This window comes from Mucilaginibacter sp. 5C4, assembly GCF_034345625.1.
Taxonomy (GTDB): Bacteria; Bacteroidota; Bacteroidia; order Sphingobacteriales; family Sphingobacteriaceae; genus Mucilaginibacter; species Mucilaginibacter aurantiaciroseus.
In genome coordinates, this window is sequence record NZ_CP133775.1 from 1,291,730 (window position 1) to 1,307,067 (window position 15,338).

The 15,338-nt window shown below is 37.5% G+C and carries 15 protein-coding genes; 13 read left to right on the forward strand and 2 right to left on the reverse strand.

Annotation, left to right across the window (positions count from 1 at the left end; translation table 11 throughout):
- Positions 1 to 2 precede the first annotated feature (2 nt).
- The 13 genes from RHM67_RS06010 to kdsA all read left to right on the forward strand — a co-directional run bounded on the left by RHM67_RS06010 (position 3) and on the right by kdsA (position 14,087).
- Entirely contained in the window at positions 3 to 1,214 is a 1,212-nt protein-coding gene (locus RHM67_RS06010; protein WP_322231195.1) for a glycosyltransferase, read from the forward strand.
- Positions 1,215 to 1,217: 3 nt separating this feature from the next.
- Complete coding sequence (locus RHM67_RS06015; RefSeq protein ID WP_322231196.1) at positions 1,218 to 2,255, forward strand: polysaccharide biosynthesis protein; 1,038 nt, start codon at positions 1,218 to 1,220, stop codon at positions 2,253 to 2,255.
- Positions 2,255 to 2,701 carry a hypothetical protein gene (locus RHM67_RS06020; RefSeq protein ID WP_322231197.1) on the forward strand — a complete coding sequence of 149 codons (447 nt, stop codon included), beginning with the start codon at positions 2,255 to 2,257 and terminating at the stop codon, positions 2,699 to 2,701. The genes RHM67_RS06015 and RHM67_RS06020 overlap by 1 nt, the downstream gene beginning before the upstream one ends.
- Positions 2,640 to 3,812, forward strand: a complete 1,173-nt coding sequence (locus RHM67_RS06025; RefSeq protein ID WP_322231198.1) for an NAD-dependent epimerase/dehydratase family protein — start codon at positions 2,640 to 2,642, stop codon at positions 3,810 to 3,812. The genes RHM67_RS06020 and RHM67_RS06025 overlap by 62 nt, the downstream gene beginning before the upstream one ends.
- A 28-nt stretch (positions 3,813 to 3,840) precedes the next feature.
- Positions 3,841 to 4,980, forward strand: coding sequence for a non-hydrolyzing UDP-N-acetylglucosamine 2-epimerase (gene wecB / locus RHM67_RS06030; RefSeq protein WP_322231199.1), 1,140 nt, complete (start codon positions 3,841 to 3,843; stop codon positions 4,978 to 4,980).
- A gap of 3 nt (positions 4,981 to 4,983) precedes the next feature.
- Complete coding sequence (locus RHM67_RS06035; RefSeq protein WP_322231200.1) at positions 4,984 to 6,180, forward strand: right-handed parallel beta-helix repeat-containing protein; 1,197 nt, start codon at positions 4,984 to 4,986, stop codon at positions 6,178 to 6,180.
- Positions 6,181 to 6,192: 12 nt separating this feature from the next.
- Positions 6,193 to 7,350: a glycosyltransferase family 4 protein gene (locus RHM67_RS06040; protein ID WP_322231201.1), complete on the forward strand. Its 1,158-nt coding sequence runs from the start codon at positions 6,193 to 6,195 to the stop codon at positions 7,348 to 7,350.
- A complete protein-coding gene (locus RHM67_RS06045; RefSeq protein ID WP_322231202.1) occupies positions 7,350 to 8,282 on the forward strand; it encodes an NAD-dependent epimerase/dehydratase family protein in 933 nt (310 codons plus the stop codon). The genes RHM67_RS06040 and RHM67_RS06045 overlap by 1 nt, the downstream gene beginning before the upstream one ends.
- A 206-nt stretch (positions 8,283 to 8,488) precedes the next feature.
- Positions 8,489 to 9,235, forward strand: a complete 747-nt coding sequence (locus RHM67_RS06050; protein ID WP_416182872.1) for a UDP-GlcNAc--UDP-phosphate GlcNAc-1-phosphate transferase — start codon at positions 8,489 to 8,491, stop codon at positions 9,233 to 9,235.
- A 401-nt stretch (positions 9,236 to 9,636) separates the two neighbouring features.
- Positions 9,637 to 11,535: a nucleoside-diphosphate sugar epimerase/dehydratase gene (locus tag RHM67_RS06055; RefSeq protein WP_322231203.1), complete on the forward strand. Its 1,899-nt coding sequence runs from the start codon at positions 9,637 to 9,639 to the stop codon at positions 11,533 to 11,535.
- Between the two features lie 105 nt (positions 11,536 to 11,640).
- Positions 11,641 to 12,576 (forward strand): KpsF/GutQ family sugar-phosphate isomerase, encoded by a 936-nt coding sequence (locus RHM67_RS06060; protein ID WP_322231204.1) that lies wholly within the window; start codon positions 11,641 to 11,643, stop codon positions 12,574 to 12,576.
- Positions 12,577 to 12,580: 4 nt separating this feature from the next.
- Positions 12,581 to 13,321 (forward strand): 3-deoxy-manno-octulosonate cytidylyltransferase, encoded by a 741-nt coding sequence (gene kdsB, locus RHM67_RS06065; protein ID WP_322231205.1) that lies wholly within the window; start codon positions 12,581 to 12,583, stop codon positions 13,319 to 13,321.
- Positions 13,308 to 14,087: a 3-deoxy-8-phosphooctulonate synthase gene (gene kdsA / locus RHM67_RS06070; RefSeq protein ID WP_322231206.1), complete on the forward strand. Its 780-nt coding sequence runs from the start codon at positions 13,308 to 13,310 to the stop codon at positions 14,085 to 14,087. The genes kdsB and kdsA overlap by 14 nt, the downstream gene beginning before the upstream one ends.
- A 38-nt stretch (positions 14,088 to 14,125) precedes the next feature.
- On the opposite strand, the gene RHM67_RS06075 is transcribed toward kdsA, so the two are convergent.
- The gene (locus RHM67_RS06075; RefSeq protein ID WP_322231207.1) at positions 14,126 to 14,605 is read right to left on the reverse strand and encodes a nucleoside deaminase; all 480 of its coding nucleotides are present in this window, start codon (positions 14,603 to 14,605) and stop codon (positions 14,126 to 14,128) included.
- A gap of 74 nt (positions 14,606 to 14,679) precedes the next feature.
- Positions 14,680 to 15,267 (reverse strand): OmpH family outer membrane protein, encoded by a 588-nt coding sequence (locus RHM67_RS06080; protein WP_322231208.1) that lies wholly within the window; start codon positions 15,265 to 15,267, stop codon positions 14,680 to 14,682.
- Positions 15,268 to 15,338: the final 71 nt, after the last annotated feature.

Here is a 15,338-nt window from a genome sequence, read left to right on the forward strand (position 1 = left end):
ATATGTCTAAAAAGGTGCTGTTTTTAACGGGTTTGTTTCCCAGTGAGATACGTGAAGAAATTGTTTCAAACAGTAAATTTAATATACAATTTGCTGCGGATGCCCTGCAATGGTCATTTGTAAAAGGGTTAGGTACCTATTATGATGATTTAACGGTATTAAACTTTCCATTTGTAGGGTCTTACCCTATTTTGTATAAAGTACCGATTATAAAAAGAATAGCGTTTGGCTCGATGTCGGGGTTTACTGGTATAAATCCTGGTTATTTTAATCTTATAGGGCTAAAAAATATTGATATTTACCTAAGTGCAAAAAGAGAGATAAAAAAGTGGGCTCTTAATACAAAAGGCGAAAAAGTTATTATAGTATACTCTGCTTTTTTACCATTTTTAAAAGCTGCAATTAACTCAAAGGAATTATTTAATGAGTTAAAGGTGGTTTTAATTCTGCCAGACTTGCCGCAATTTATGGGAGGCCCCAATAATGTTTTTTATAGAATCTTTAAGAACTATACATATAATGCTTTACAAAAGCTTTTTAAAAAAACAGACGGGTATATATTGTTAACCCCGTATATGATGGAAAAATTGCCCGAAAAAAAGCCGTTTACGGTAATTGAGGGTATTTTTGATAATGTGGATATTAGCAGCACCGCTACCGCTAATGATTTAGTAATAAAAACTATACTTTATACGGGTACTTTAGCACGGCGTTATGGGATATTAAATTTACTGGCTGCATTTAACGTTTTAGAAAATATAACAGCAAGATTAATTATATGCGGAGACGGAGATGCCAAAGATGAAATAAAGGCAGCTGCTGAGAATAATCCTAATATAATTTATAATGGATCTTTAGAAAGATTACAAGTTTTGCAATTGCAAACGCAGGCATCATTACTCGTAAACCCGCGCACGGCTGAAGGAGAGTTTACCAGATATTCTTTCCCGTCAAAAACAATGGAATATTTGGCATCAGGCGTGCCTGTGCTCATTTATAAGTTACCAGGTATACCAGAAGAATATTATGAGCATTGTTATAGTTTAGATGGTGTATCAATAAAAACTTTATCAGATAAAATTAAATGTATACTGCAAATGGATAGTAAAACATTAATTGAAAAAGGTAAAAAAGCACGTGATTTTATTTTAAATTATAAAAACCCGGTTGCGCAGTGTAAAAAAATAGTTGATTTAATTGAAAATAAAATATAAGAAATGTTTGATAATAAAGTACTATTAATAACCGGAGGAACGGGTTCATTCGGTAATGCGGTCTTAAACCGTTTCTTGAATACTGATATTAAAGAAATACGCATATTTAGCCGGGATGAAAAAAAGCAAGATGATATGCGCAACCAGCTTAACAATCCTAAGCTTAAATTCTATATTGGTGATGTAAGAGATTATAACAGTATTGAAAAGGCTGTGCATGGGGTGGATTATATATTTCATGCAGCTGCATTGAAGCAAGTCCCTTCATGTGAGTTCTTTCCAATTGAAGCTACTAAGACAAATGTTTTTGGGACACAAAATGTTATTGACGCAGCAGTAGCTAATAAGGTTTCGCGTGTTATTTGTCTTAGCACAGATAAAGCGGCATATCCAATTAATGCAATGGGCATCTCAAAAGCATTAATGGAAAAAGTAGCCATAGCTGCATCACGAAATATTGTTAACGACGAAACTACAGTTTGTTTAACCCGTTATGGTAATGTGATGGCGTCAAGAGGGTCAGTAATTCCATTGTTTTTAAAGCAAATTAAGGCGGGTAAGCCAATAACAATAACTGACCCCTATATGACCCGTTTTTTGATGTCATTGGAAGAGGCTGTTGAATTAGTTTTATTTGCCTTTGAACATGGTAATCAAGGAGATTTATTTGTTAATAAGGCACCTGCTGGAACTATAAATGATCTGGCTATTGCGCTAAAAGAATTGTGTAATGCCGATAATGAAATCAAGATAATTGGAACACGCCATGGTGAAAAGCTTTACGAAACACTCTGTACCAGAGAAGAGATGCAAAAAGCTGAAGATATGGGTGAATTTTATCGTATACCTGCAGACAACCGCAACTTAAACTATGCGCAATATTTTTCTGAAGGTGAAACAAACCTTTCTAAAATTGAAGATTATCACTCCCATAATACAGAACAATTAGGGGTTGAAGGAATGAAAGCCTTGTTATCTAAACAGCCATATATTCAACGCGAAGTATTTGGTGATACAAATGCAGTAAAATATAATTTATAATGTTGCAAACTCCACAATTTATAAATGGGGGCAGTTTTAGTGATGAAAGAGGAAGTCTTTCATTTGTTAATCACTTCTCTTTAGATGATGTAAGAAGGTTTTATCATATTCAGCCCGCTAATACTGAAATAGTTAGAGCATGGCAGGGGCACAAGTTTGAGCAAAAATGGTTTTACGTAGTAGCAGGCAGCTTTAAAATAGTTGTTGTAAGGCCAAACGGTTGGGAAAATCCTATACACATCCATAATTTATATGAATATACAGTTACTGAGCTAACAGGTATTTTACACATACCGGGTGGATACGCTAATGGCTTTAAGGCACTTGAGCCAAACTCAAAATTAATTGTGTTTTCCGACTTTTCGGTTGAGCAATCTGCAGCAGATGAATGCAGGTTTGATAAACAACTTTGGTATGATTGGAATAAAAATGAAAAATATGATTAAAGTAGGAATTACCGGTCAGCAAGGTTTTGTTGGTCAGCATTTATATAATACACTTGGCCTTTTACCGGATGAGTTTATACGTGTAGATTTTAATAAGGCGTATTTTGTTGACCAAGCAACTCTGGATAATTTTGTGTCTTGTTGTGATGTAATTGTGCATCTGGCGGCAATGAACCGGCATAACGACCCGCAAGTAATATATGAAAATAATGTTGGGCTTATTAAACAGTTAATAGGAGCATTAGAACGTACTGATAGTAACGCACACGTTATATTTTCATCTTCATCGCAAGAAAATAATGAAAATTTATATGGTAAAAGTAAAAAAGAAGGTCGCGAACTTTTGATAAACTGGGCAAAAAAATCAAAAGGGAAATTTTCCGGTTTAATAATACCCAATGTTTTCGGCCCATTTGGGCATCCATATTATAATTCTTTTGTATCTACCTTTTGCCATCAGCTAATCAATAACGAGCAACCTAAAATAGAAGTTGATGGCAACGTAAAGCTAGTTTATGTAGGCGATTTAGTAAAGGCATTAGTAAACAAAATAAGAAGTAATTCTGGCGATGATTTATTGACCATTGCGCATACCGATGAATACAAAGTGTCAGAAGTTTTAACCTTGCTTAACACATATAAAGAACAATATTTGGATGCGGGGATAATACCTGAATTAAAAGATTCATTTGAGATAAACTTGTTTAATACTTTCCGGGCATATATAAATGTTGAAAGCCATTTTCCGGTTAAATTTACACGGCATACAGATCCCAGAGGGACATTTGTTGAGGTAATACGGTTAAACCTTGGCGGCCAGGTTTCGTTCTCAACAACAGTACCTGGTATTACACGAGGCAATCATTATCACACCCGTAAAATTGAGCGTTTTGCAGTAATAAAAGGCGAAGCGCTTATTCAGCTCAGAAAAGTTAACACTGATAAAGTATTTGATTTTCATTTGTCAGGTAATGCACCTGCATATGTTGATATGCCCATTTGGTATACGCACAACATAAAAAATACTGGGACCGAAGAGTTATTTACTATATTTTGGATTAACGAATTTTTTGATCAGAAAGATCCTGATACATATTTTGAAAATGTATAATAATATTACAAAAGTCAGCTACCTATAAATGAAAACAAAATTAAAAGTAATGACGGTCGTAGGCACGCGGCCCGAAATTATTAGATTAGCACGTGTAATGGCCGCTTTAGATGCGTCTGATGCGATAGAACATGTTATTGTGCACACTGGCCAAAACTACGATTATGAACTTAATCAAATATTTTTTGATGACTTATCAATCCGTAAACCAGATCATTTTTTAAATGCAGCAGGTGGTACGGCAACTGAAACTATTGGACAAATTATAATAAAAATAGACACTTATCTTGAAAGCGAAAAGCCGGATGCTTTCTTGGTATTAGGCGATACTAATAGCTGTCTATGTGCAATACCTGCTAAAAAACGTCATATCCCTATTTTTCATATGGAAGCTGGAAACAGGTGTTTTGACCAACGTGTGCCCGAAGAAACTAATAGGAAAATTGTAGATCATATAGCTGATATTAATTTAACATATAGTGATATAGCCAGAGAGTATTTATTACGAGAAGGATTACCCCCAGATAGGATAATAAAAACAGGCTCACCTATGTTTGAGGTACTGAATCATTATTTACCAAGAATAAAAAACTCTGATATTTTAAAGTGTTTAAACCTCCAAGAGCATAAATACTTTGTAGTGTCGTCGCATCGCGAAGAGAATATAAATAGTGAAGCCAACTTTAAAGGATTAATAAATAGCCTTAACAATATAGCCGATACCTATGGCTACCCTATTATTGTAAGCACACACCCGCGCACCCGAAAAATGATTGAAAACAAAAATTTTGCTGTAAGCCCTCTGATTCAGTTTTTAAAGCCAATGGGATTTAATGACTATAATGCCTTACAAATGAATTCGTACGCGGTATTATCAGACAGTGGCACAATTTCTGAAGAATCTTCTATCCTGAACTTCCCCGCATTAAATATTAGAGATGCACATGAACGCCCGGAAGCAATGGAAGAAACTTCTGTAATGATGGTTGGCATGAATACTGAACGTATAATGCAAGCGTTAATACAATTGAAGTATCAGAAGAGGGGAAGTGAGAGGAATTTTAAGCAAGTAGCTGATTATTCTATGCCTAATGTGTCTGATAAAATGGTCAGAATAATAATAAGCTACGTTGACTACATTAAAAGAGTAGTGTGGCATAAAATTTAGAGTATGTTAAAACAACGATTTTATAATAAAGAATATCGCTTTAGGCAGAGTTTTAATTGCACAATTATTGTATTTACAACCCTACTTATTTTTTGGGGAAGTTGTAAAGCTCAGGAAAACTTTAAATATAAAACTATAGCGAATAGTTATCTGCCATCGGTTCAAGAGCTTGCCCCTTTTAAGTTAACAGCAAATTCTTTAAAAAATACGGCCTACGATGCAACTCAGGAATTACCGCCAGGGTATGTAAAAGATGGCTCTATAGATTATACAACCTATATGCAGCGGGCAATAAATGGTAATGCAAATGTGCTGATGCCAAACTTCCCTATTCTTGTTAACTCAAGTGGAATATCCATATTAAGCAATAGGATAATATTATTTGGCCCTAATTCAAAATTAATAATGGCACCAAATAATTTAACAAATTATCAAATACTTAGAATATTCAACGCAAACAATGTTAAAATATATTTTCCGGTATTAGTGGGTGACAGAGATCAACACACCGGCACCACGGGAGAATGGGGAATGGGCATTTCTATTGCAAGTTCATCAAATATCCAAATTATAAACCCAAAAGTTTATGAGTGTTGGGGGGACGGCATATACATTGGACAGTTAACTAAGCATAGTAGTAATATTCAAATTTATTACCCACAAGTGGATCACGCCAGGCGCAATGGAATATCTATTGTAAGCGCAACTAACGTTACAATCTTACATCCTGTTGTTTCTAATATCAACGGCACAGAACCTATGGCAGGAATTGATATGGAACCCAACCAAAATTCAGATTCACTTAATAATATTACGATAGATAAACCAGTAACTTTTAATTCAAAGCGTGGATTGATGATAGTTTTACTTGGTTTAATTGGTAAAAATGCCCAGCAGGTTAATATTAGCGTTAAAAATCATATTGATGACCAATCACAAACAGCATTGCACTATAGCGGGTATAAACAGTTTTATAATTATGCCCCAATAGGCGGTAATATAAATATTATAAATTCTACGTGGAAAAATAATAAGTTAGGATTTGGGCATGGCCTATATAATAAATATGGACCGGTACTCCACATAAATAAGGTTAAAACAATCTATGATTTATCTGGTAAAAACATTTCTCAAACTCAGACGCTTGACGCTATTAAAAATACTATCGTTGAAAAGGACAAAATACAATTGGTAAACTAATTGCAAAACAGTTTGAAAGATAAAGTAAAGCTTTTACGTATATCAACAGTCCCACATTCATTACATTTATTATTACGGGGGCAAATAAAGTACATGGCTTGCCATAACTTCGAAGTTTATATGGCAAGTGCTACAGATAATTCAGTACCAACTTTAGAAATGAATGAAGGAGTGCCGCACTTCCAAATTCCTCTGAATAGAAAACTAAATGTTTTTAAAGATATTGTTGCACTATATTATACTATAAAATTAATCAGAAAGCTAAAGCCTGATATTGTACATACTCATTCGCCTAAAGCCGGTATAGTTGGAATGTTAGCTGCTATGCTTTGTAATGTTAAGCTTAAAATTCATACTGTAGCCGGCCTGCCCTTAGTAGAGGAAACAGGGTTAAAACGCCAATTGCTTATTTGTGTTGAGAAATTAACTTATATTTTTGCCGACTGGGTTTTGCCAAATTCACAAGAACAACTCCAATTTATAAAAGCAAATATTGATTCTTCTGATAAGATCACCATTATTGGAAAAGGAAGCAGTAATGGTATTGATCTTGATTATTTTTCCAAATCCGAAAATAACCTTACTGAAAATGATAATCTGCGAAAGCTTTACAATGTTAATTCAGATGACGTTGTACTAACTTTTGTTGGCAGATTAGCCAATTATAAGGGCTGTAATGAATTAGTTGCATGTTTTAAAAATCTCAGCCTTAGGCATACTAATATAAAATTATTTTTGGTTGGCCCCTTAGAAGATTTAAACCCATTAATGCCCGAAACATTAAACGAGATAAAGAGTAATAATGCTATTATCGCTACAGGGCATCAGAATGATATAAGACCTTATCTTAATATGGCCGATATATTTGTATTCCCAAGTTACCGGGAGGGCTTTCCACAATCTCTGATGCAAGCTTGTGCTTTTGGGCTACCATGCATAGCAACTGACATAAATGGTTGTAATGAAATTGTTTTTGATGATGTTAATGGTTATCTCATACCAACCAAAAGCGAAATCAAATTAATTGAAAAATGTGAAATTTTAATTAATGACAAAAACAAAAGGCTTGAGTTTGGAGCAAACGGGCGTAAATATTTAGAAGATAACTTTGAGCAAAAACAATTTTGGCATCGCCTAAAAGGATTTTATTTAAAAAAATTGAGTCTATAATGCAAAAAGTATTGTTAACAGGAGGGCATGGTTTTTTAGGTAACGAAATTTATAAGTATCTTAAAACCGATTGTGATATCAGTGTTTTAACTTTAGGAAGAAGTGTAAATAATGATATAATTGCTGACGTTAGTAGTAGTTCTCTTTCGCTCCCGTCAGATATTAATATTGTAGTTCATGTAGCTGGTAAGGCACATTCTATTCCGAAAACGCCCACCGAAATACAGGAGTTTGTTGATGTTAATTTTCAAGGAACAAAAAACCTGTGCGAAGCATTACAAAATAGGGCCAAGGCTCTAAAAAGCTTTATATTCATCAGTACCGTTGCCGTATACGGATTAAATAGCGGTAAACTGATTACCGAAGACAGTCCGCTTAATGGAAATACCCCTTATGCCCAATCAAAAATAATGGCCGAAGAATTTTTGCGAAACTGGGCGAGTAGAAATGGTGTGATATTGGGCATTTTGCGATTGCCACTTATAGCCGGGCCAAACCCTCCGGGTAATTTGGGTGCTATGATAAATGGCATTAAAAAGGGCAAATACTTAAGTATTGGTAAAGCAAATGCACGTAAAAGCATAGTTTGGGCCGAAGATATAGCTAAGATAATTTCAGTAATAGCTAACAAAGGTGGTATATATAATCTTACAGATGGTTACCATCCTTCTTTTAACGAACTTGAAAAAGCAATTTCTACGGCCTTGAAAAAACCATATCCTCCAAAAATTTCGTTATTCTTGGCTCGGTTTATAGCTAGGTTAGGCGATCTTATAGGCAGCAAATCCCCAATAAACTCAAGTAAATTAAGTAAAGTTTTGTCAACATTAACTTTTAGTGATAATAAGGCCAGAGAAGAATTAGGGTGGAATCCCACAACTGTTACAGACAAAATTTATTTAATTATCAATAGCAATAATTTAAGTAAATGATTTACCTTGTCTTATTTTTAGTTCTTTTAGTTTTGATGCTTTTATATTTCCGCATCGCAGATCATTACAATATTGTCGATCATCCCAATGAACGAAGCTCCCATAGCGAAGTAACCATTCGCGGAGGTGGAGTTATATTTGCTATAGCTATTATTTGCGGCGTGGTAATGCATCTGGGCTATTGGCTGCCCGGTTTAGGTTTGCTTATGATAAGCATTGTTAGTTTTATCGACGATAGGATAAACCTGTCAAGCAGGTTAAGGGTAATGGTGCATGTAGCAGCGGTAACGCTAATATTTATGTTTTTGCAGCTATTTACGTTGCATTTTTACGTATTTATAGTGCTGTATATTATCGCTATAGGTATTATAAATATGTACAATTTTATGGATGGTATAAACGGTATTACCGGGATATATACACTTGTTTTATTTGCAGGCTTACAATATGTTAATTTAAATATGCAACCTTTTATAGAGGCCGATCTTATATGGTTGCCAATGCTGGCCAGCGTTGTTTTCTTATTTTTTAATTTTCGCAAAAGGGCAAAATGCTTTGCCGGGGATGTTGGTAGCGTTGCAATTGCATTTTGGCTTGTGTTTTTATTATTCAGGTTGATACAAGTAAGCGGTAATGTTACTTACATTTTGTTCTTATCTGTTTACGGGGTAGATGCCGTATTAACAGTAGTACACAGGCTAATACTTAAACAAAATATTTTTCAGGCGCACCGCCTTCATTTTTACCAAGTACTTGTTAACGAGCAAAAGATGCCGCATTTGGTTGTAGCAGTAAGTTATGCTCTTATCCAATTATTAATTATTGCGCTTATTATTTTATACAAAGACGCTTCAGTAATATTAGTCTTTATTGCGGTTGTTGCACCGCTTGCTATTTTATATATCGCAATAAAACCGCGATTAATGATAACAAGAATACAAGCTTTTAAATAGGTGTTTATGATAATTCCAAAATACAGATAATATTTTTTTGTTAGCTACCGGAAATTGTCATTTATTTATTTAATTAATTTAATTATATTTGTGATGGTCACAACAAATTTCCCCCGATTGTGTTGTAAACACAGATCGCATTATTTTTTATTGAATTTGCGACATGTAAATATAAGCCAAAAACAAGCGTTCAATTTTGCTCATGGTTTATGTTTAATTATGTACTATAATCAACAATCTGACGATAAGTAAATCCGCGTAACAAATTATTACAGGTTTGTGCCCAGTGTCAAAAAGTTTGAGCAGAAAGTTTAACTATTAAATTTGCTTCTCTACCTACAATAAGAATACTTATGAAAAAATATTTGCTTTTTAGTAAGGTAGTACCACGGTGGATAATAATGTTATTAGACTTTGTTATCATAACATGGTCTTTCGCTTCATCTTACCTCATTGTAAACCGCTTCGATTTTTCTAATATATTACGAGGACACTTTTTTATCTATACAGGCATTTATTGTATCATAGCCGCTATTGTTATGTATTTGATGCGGGTTCATATAGGGCTTATCAGGTATTCTAACACAAGAGATGTATTACGCATTTTTGGTTCGGTATTTATTAGTAGCGTGGTTTACATTATAATTATTACACTATGGGTTAAACCGGTGTTGGCAATTAATTCTGCAACTATAAATCTGGTGTTGCTGGTTAATTTCTCGGTGTCCAGTACGTTACTTATCCTTTTAAGGAGCGCTGTAAAAAGTGCGTTCAACTATATCAACAATTATTCGAGCTCTAAAAAAACATCCGTACTTATCTACGGGTCGGATACCAGCGCAGTGCTTGTTAAGCAGGCTTTAGAGGCCAGCGCCAAAACCAATTTTGTTATTGTGGGCTTTGTGGATGCCGATACAAGCAAAATCAACAAAGAGATCCAGCAGGTAAGGGTTTATGATATTAATAAACTTGCCAAACTAAAAGAAAAGCGTGCCATCGATAAGATGATCATCATGAACCATCATTTGGATGAGCAATCTAAAAAAACAGCGCTTGAGGCTTGCCTTGCATTGGGTATACAGGTATTAACCGTACCGCCGTCAGATCAATGGATTTATGGCAAGCTTAATATGCAGCAAATTAAAGACCTTAAAATTGAGGACTTGTTGCAGCGCAAAACTATACAAATTGATACTACGCGTATATCTGAAGATTTGCAAGGTAAACGTGTGTTAATTACAGGGGCTGCCGGTTCTATTGGTTCAGAGATCGTTCAGCAGGTATTGCAATATAAACCGGCAATGGTCATTCTTTGCGACCAGGCCGAATCGCCTTTGCATGATATCCGTTTAGAGGTTGAAGAAATATTTGCGCAGGTACCGGTTAAAATCTTTATTGGAGATATCCGTAACTACTACCGCATGCGAAAATTATTTTCTGAGTATAAACCGGAGGTTGTTTACCATGCTGCTGCTTACAAGCACGTGCCGATGATGGAAGAAAACCCGTCTGAAGCGGTTAGGGCAAACGTACTGGGTACAAAAAATATTGCTGACTTATCAGTTGCGTTTGGTGTAAATAAGTTTGTGATGGTATCTACTGATAAAGCGGTTAATCCGTCAAATATAATGGGTGCCACCAAGCGTATTGCTGAGATCTATATCCAGTCGCTTAAAGATAATCCTATCAATAAAGGTACCGCATTTATAACTACCCGTTTTGGTAACGTATTGGGTTCAAACGGTTCGGTTATTCCACGCTTCAGGGCGCAGATCCAAAAAGGCGGGCCTATTACCGTAACCCATCCGGAAATTACCCGTTACTTCATGACCATACCCGAAGCCGTGCATTTGGTATTGGAAGCGGGTACCATGGGTACAGGTGGCGAGATCTTTATCTTTGATATGGGTGAACCTGTTAAAATCGTCGACCTGGCGCTTAAAATGATAAAACTTGCAGGCTTACAGCCCGAGCGTGATATTAAGATCGTTTATTCGGGCCTCCGCCCGGGCGAGAAGCTTTACGAGGAACTACTAAATCAAGGCGAGCACACCATGCCAACCCACCACGAGAAGATAAAGATCTCTGAAGTGATATCTTACCCTTATAAAAAGGTTATAGAGGACATTAACGAACTTATTTTGTTGAACCAGCAAAATGATGATATGGCGATGGTAAATAAAATGAAAGAGATTGTTCCTGAATTTATCAGCAAAAATTCTCAATTCGAAGGCCTTGATAACAAGCCCGCTCCGCCTGTACAGATAGAGGTTAAAAAGCTAAGGGTATTACAAAACTAAGTAATTTTCACCTCGCACTGTAGCTTAGTACGGCCCGTCATTTATCTAATCTGATTTTATTGAGTATTATTGCAATACAAATAGTACCCCGAGCTACCACAGCTTATGAAAAGTATTGCCCAAAAAGTATTTGATATAGAAATAGCGTCGCTGCAGTATGTGGCATCGATGATCGACGAGCAATTTAGCCAGGCTGTTGAAGCTATATTGGAGTCAAAAGGCCGTTTAGTTGTTTGCGGAATGGGCAAATCCGGCCATATCAGCCGTAAGATCTCTGCTACTTTTACCAGCACAGGCACTCCAAGTTTCTTTATGCATCCCGCCGAAGCTTTCCACGGCGATCTGGGAATGATAAGCGCCGATGACGTGGTGGTATTGGTATCCTACTCCGGCGAAACAGAAGAGGTGCTGAAAATTGTTCCATATCTGCAATACAATAAAAATACTTTTATAGCTATAACAGGCAACGCCAAATCTACATTGGCTACCAATGCTACCTGCCATTTAAATGTATGCGTTAAGCAGGAGGCTTGCCCGCTGGAGTTAGCACCTACATCATCAACTACAGCTACATTGGTTATGGGCGATGCCCTGGCAGTAGCGCTAATGACCGCGAGGGATTTTTCACCGGCAGATTTTGCACGTTTTCATCCCGGAGGCAGGCTTGGCCGCAAATTACTGGTGAGGGTAAAAGATCTGATGCGCACCGATAAACTTCCGTTTATTGACAGTAGTGCAACGTTTACGCAATTAGTGTTGCAAATGAGCGAAGGTAAATTAGGAATGGTGATAGTAGGCACGCCCGATAAAGTAGCAGGTGTAATAACCGATGGTGACCTGCGACGGGGCTTGGTAAAGTATGAAGACATCCATCATTTGCCAATTACGGATCTGATGAATACTAATCCCCGAATAATAAACGAGCATGAGTTGGTTTATGACGCGGAGGAATTGATGATGGAACGCAAAATAACCACTCTGTTGGTACACAACGATGATAATACCCTAACGGGGGTTTACCAGATATTTAACCAGGCTTAGCAAGATGAAGGCAATCATAGTTATACCCGCCAGGTTAAAGTCGACCCGATTGCCCCGTAAAATGCTGCTTGACCTGGGTGGAAAACCCGTGATACAACGCGTTTACGAAGCCTGTTTGAAAGCAACCCTTCATCACGAGATCTGGATAGCTGCCGACAGTGATGAGGTGTTTAACGTTTGCAAGACGTTTACGCCAAACGTGCTCATGACCAAAGAGGAGCACCCAAGTGGTACAGATCGTATTGCGGAAGTGATTGAAACCGTGCCCTGCGATATGGTGGTGAACGTACAGGGCGACGAACCTTTTTTTGATGCCGGCATCATCGACAGGTTAATAACCGCCCTGCAGCAAAGCGATGCCGTTATGGCAAGTGTTTGCGCGCCGGTACAGGATGTAGCCGAACTAAACAACCCAAACCTTGTTAAGATTATTACCGATGTGAATGGCAATGCTATTTATTTTTCAAGGTTCGCTATTCCGTTTTCAAGGGACAAGGAAGTAGGGGACATATCGGTTTACAAAAAACATATGGGGGTGTATGCTTATAAGGCATCATTCCTGAAAGAATTTATTACTATGCCGGTATCGTTTTTAGAGAGCACCGAAAAATTAGAGCAGTTAAGGGCGATTGAGAACGGCTATAAAATTAAAATGATTGAAGTGAAAGGCATCGAGAAGGGGATAGACACCCCCGAAGACCTTGAGCTTGCACGTAAAAAGATAAAAGACAATGGCATTATATAACGACATCACCCAAAAACCTTTTTTTATTGTTGGCCCATGCGTAATGGAGAATCAGGAACTGCTTTACACGGTAGCCGAAAAGGTTGCCGAGATTGGTGCTAAATACCCGGTTACGGTGGTTTTTAAATCATCGTTCGATAAGGCAAACCGTACCAGCGTAAGCGCTTACCGTGGGCCGGGTTTAGCAAAAGGCATGGAGATGCTGAACAAAGTAAAGGAAAAATTCAACCTGCCTGTTACTACAGATATCCACGAACCATTCCAGGCTGCTGCATGCGCCGAGGTGGTAGATATCTTGCAGATCCCGGCATTCCTTTGCCGCCAAACAGATCTGTTAGTAGCAGCTGCCGAAACAGGTAAAATTGTAAATGTTAAAAAAGCACAGTTTCTATCCGGCCAGGATATGTTTTACCCTACGCAAAAAGTAAAAGAAAGCGGGAATGACCAGATCATCCTTACCGAGCGCGGTAATTCATTCGGTTACAATAACCTGGTAGTTGATTTTAGGAACGTTGCCGATATGCTGGAGTTTGGTTACCCTGTTTGTATGGATTGTACCCACTCGGTACAGCGCCCGGGCGGTGCAGGTGGTAAAACTGGCGGCGATCGTAAATTTGTACCCGGAATGGCGCACGCTGCAAAAGCATTCGGCGCCAGCGGTTATTTCATAGAAACTCACACTGATCCGGATCATGCGATGAGTGATGGTCCTAATATGCTTTACCTTAAAGATTTGGAAGAGCTTATCAAATCGTTGATAAACTAAAAAACGTACCGCCATTGCAATGACGCTTGGGGGGATTTTTAATACTCCTTCTTGCTTTCCGATATCTCCCACTGCTTAAAAACGGCAAACGCCTCAGTGTGCATCATTTGCACGAGTGGGAGTTTGCGTTTTTCCATCGGCTGCGCTAATTCATCATAAATAAAGTTGTCGTCGAAGCCTATATTGGCGGCATCTTTTTTGGTATTAGCGTAATATATTTTGTTGATGCGTGCCCAGTATATTGCCCCCAGGCACATAGGGCAGGGCTCGCAACTGGTGTATATCTCGCAACCCTCTAAATTATAAGTTTCCAGCTCCTGGCATGCAAGGCGGATCACCGAAACCTCGGCATGTGCTGTGGGGTCATTGGTAGGTACAACCCTGTTCGCGCTGCGCGCTATCACCATACCATCCTTCACTATCACTGCGCCAAACGGACCGCCCTGCGCGTGTGTTACGTTGTATTCAGATAGGTCAATTGCCATCTGCATAAACTTTTCGTTGCCTTTGTCTTCCATATTGTTCTAAATTAAAAAACCCCAACTATAAGCCGGGGTTTTAATTAATTATATTTTGTGTATCCGCACAATTATTATTTTTTGTCTTTAACGTAAGCGTCGTTTAATCTTTTAACAACATCGGTAGTCACATCAAGGCTTGGGTCGCCGTAAAGTACGGTGGCGTTACCTTTTTGATAAGTTAAGATCATTTTGTAACCTTTTTCTTTAGCGTAGGCCTTTGTAAACTCAACCAATTTTTCGTAAAGTTTGGTTTGTTCGCTCACCTGATCGTTTTGAACCTGTGCACCGGCATTTTGCTGATATTGTTGAAACTCCTGGCCTTTACGTTGTAAACGTTGCTCGGTAGTAGCACGCACATCCGCAGCCATAGTAGGGGCGGCTTTTTGGTACTCAGCAATTTCGCGTTGGATAGCTTGCTGGCGCGATGCAACATCAGCCTGCGCAACTTTACCTTTATCACCAAGGCGTTTGTCCATATCCTTAATGTAATTGTATTTAGATACTAACGAATCCTGGTTAATGTAAACAATTTCAGGAGAGTCGGCAGTTGCGGTTGTAGCAGCAGCCGGCTTAGCATCTGGTTTATTTTGGTTACAAGCAGATACACCTGCAGCTATTAGTAATGCTAATACTGATTTTGTAACAATTGAAGCCTTCATTTTCATTGGGTTTATCTTAAAAAAAATTTTGACAAATATAATCTTTCGGCACAAGTTTCCTAACCATTAAT

Bases quoted from the DNA above. Each gene is read 5' to 3' on its own strand.
- RHM67_RS06010 (WP_322231195.1), top strand. From the start codon at position 3: ATGTCTAAAAAGGTGCTGTTTTTAACGGGTTTGTTTCCCAGTGAGATA.
- RHM67_RS06015 (WP_322231196.1), top strand. From the start codon at position 1,218: ATGTTTGATAATAAAGTACTATTAATAACCGGAGGAACGGGTTCATTC.
- RHM67_RS06020 (WP_322231197.1), top strand. From the start codon at position 2,255: ATGTTGCAAACTCCACAATTTATAAATGGGGGCAGTTTTAGTGATGAA.
- RHM67_RS06025 (WP_322231198.1), top strand. From the start codon at position 2,640: ATGAATGCAGGTTTGATAAACAACTTTGGTATGATTGGAATAAAAATG.
- wecB (WP_322231199.1), top strand. From the start codon at position 3,841: ATGAAAACAAAATTAAAAGTAATGACGGTCGTAGGCACGCGGCCCGAA.
- RHM67_RS06035 (WP_322231200.1), top strand. From the start codon at position 4,984: ATGTTAAAACAACGATTTTATAATAAAGAATATCGCTTTAGGCAGAGT.
- RHM67_RS06045 (WP_322231202.1), top strand. From the start codon at position 7,350: ATGCAAAAAGTATTGTTAACAGGAGGGCATGGTTTTTTAGGTAACGAA.
- RHM67_RS06050 (WP_416182872.1), top strand. From the start codon at position 8,489: ATGATAAGCATTGTTAGTTTTATCGACGATAGGATAAACCTGTCAAGC.
- RHM67_RS06055 (WP_322231203.1), top strand. From the start codon at position 9,637: ATGTTATTAGACTTTGTTATCATAACATGGTCTTTCGCTTCATCTTAC.
- RHM67_RS06060 (WP_322231204.1), top strand. From the start codon at position 11,641: ATGAAAAGTATTGCCCAAAAAGTATTTGATATAGAAATAGCGTCGCTG.
- kdsB (WP_322231205.1), top strand. From the start codon at position 12,581: ATGAAGGCAATCATAGTTATACCCGCCAGGTTAAAGTCGACCCGATTG.
- kdsA (WP_322231206.1), top strand. From the start codon at position 13,308: ATGGCATTATATAACGACATCACCCAAAAACCTTTTTTTATTGTTGGC.
- RHM67_RS06075 (WP_322231207.1), bottom strand. From the start codon at position 14,605: ATGGAAGACAAAGGCAACGAAAAGTTTATGCAGATGGCAATTGACCTA.
- RHM67_RS06080 (WP_322231208.1), bottom strand. From the start codon at position 15,267: ATGAAGGCTTCAATTGTTACAAAATCAGTATTAGCATTACTAATAGCT.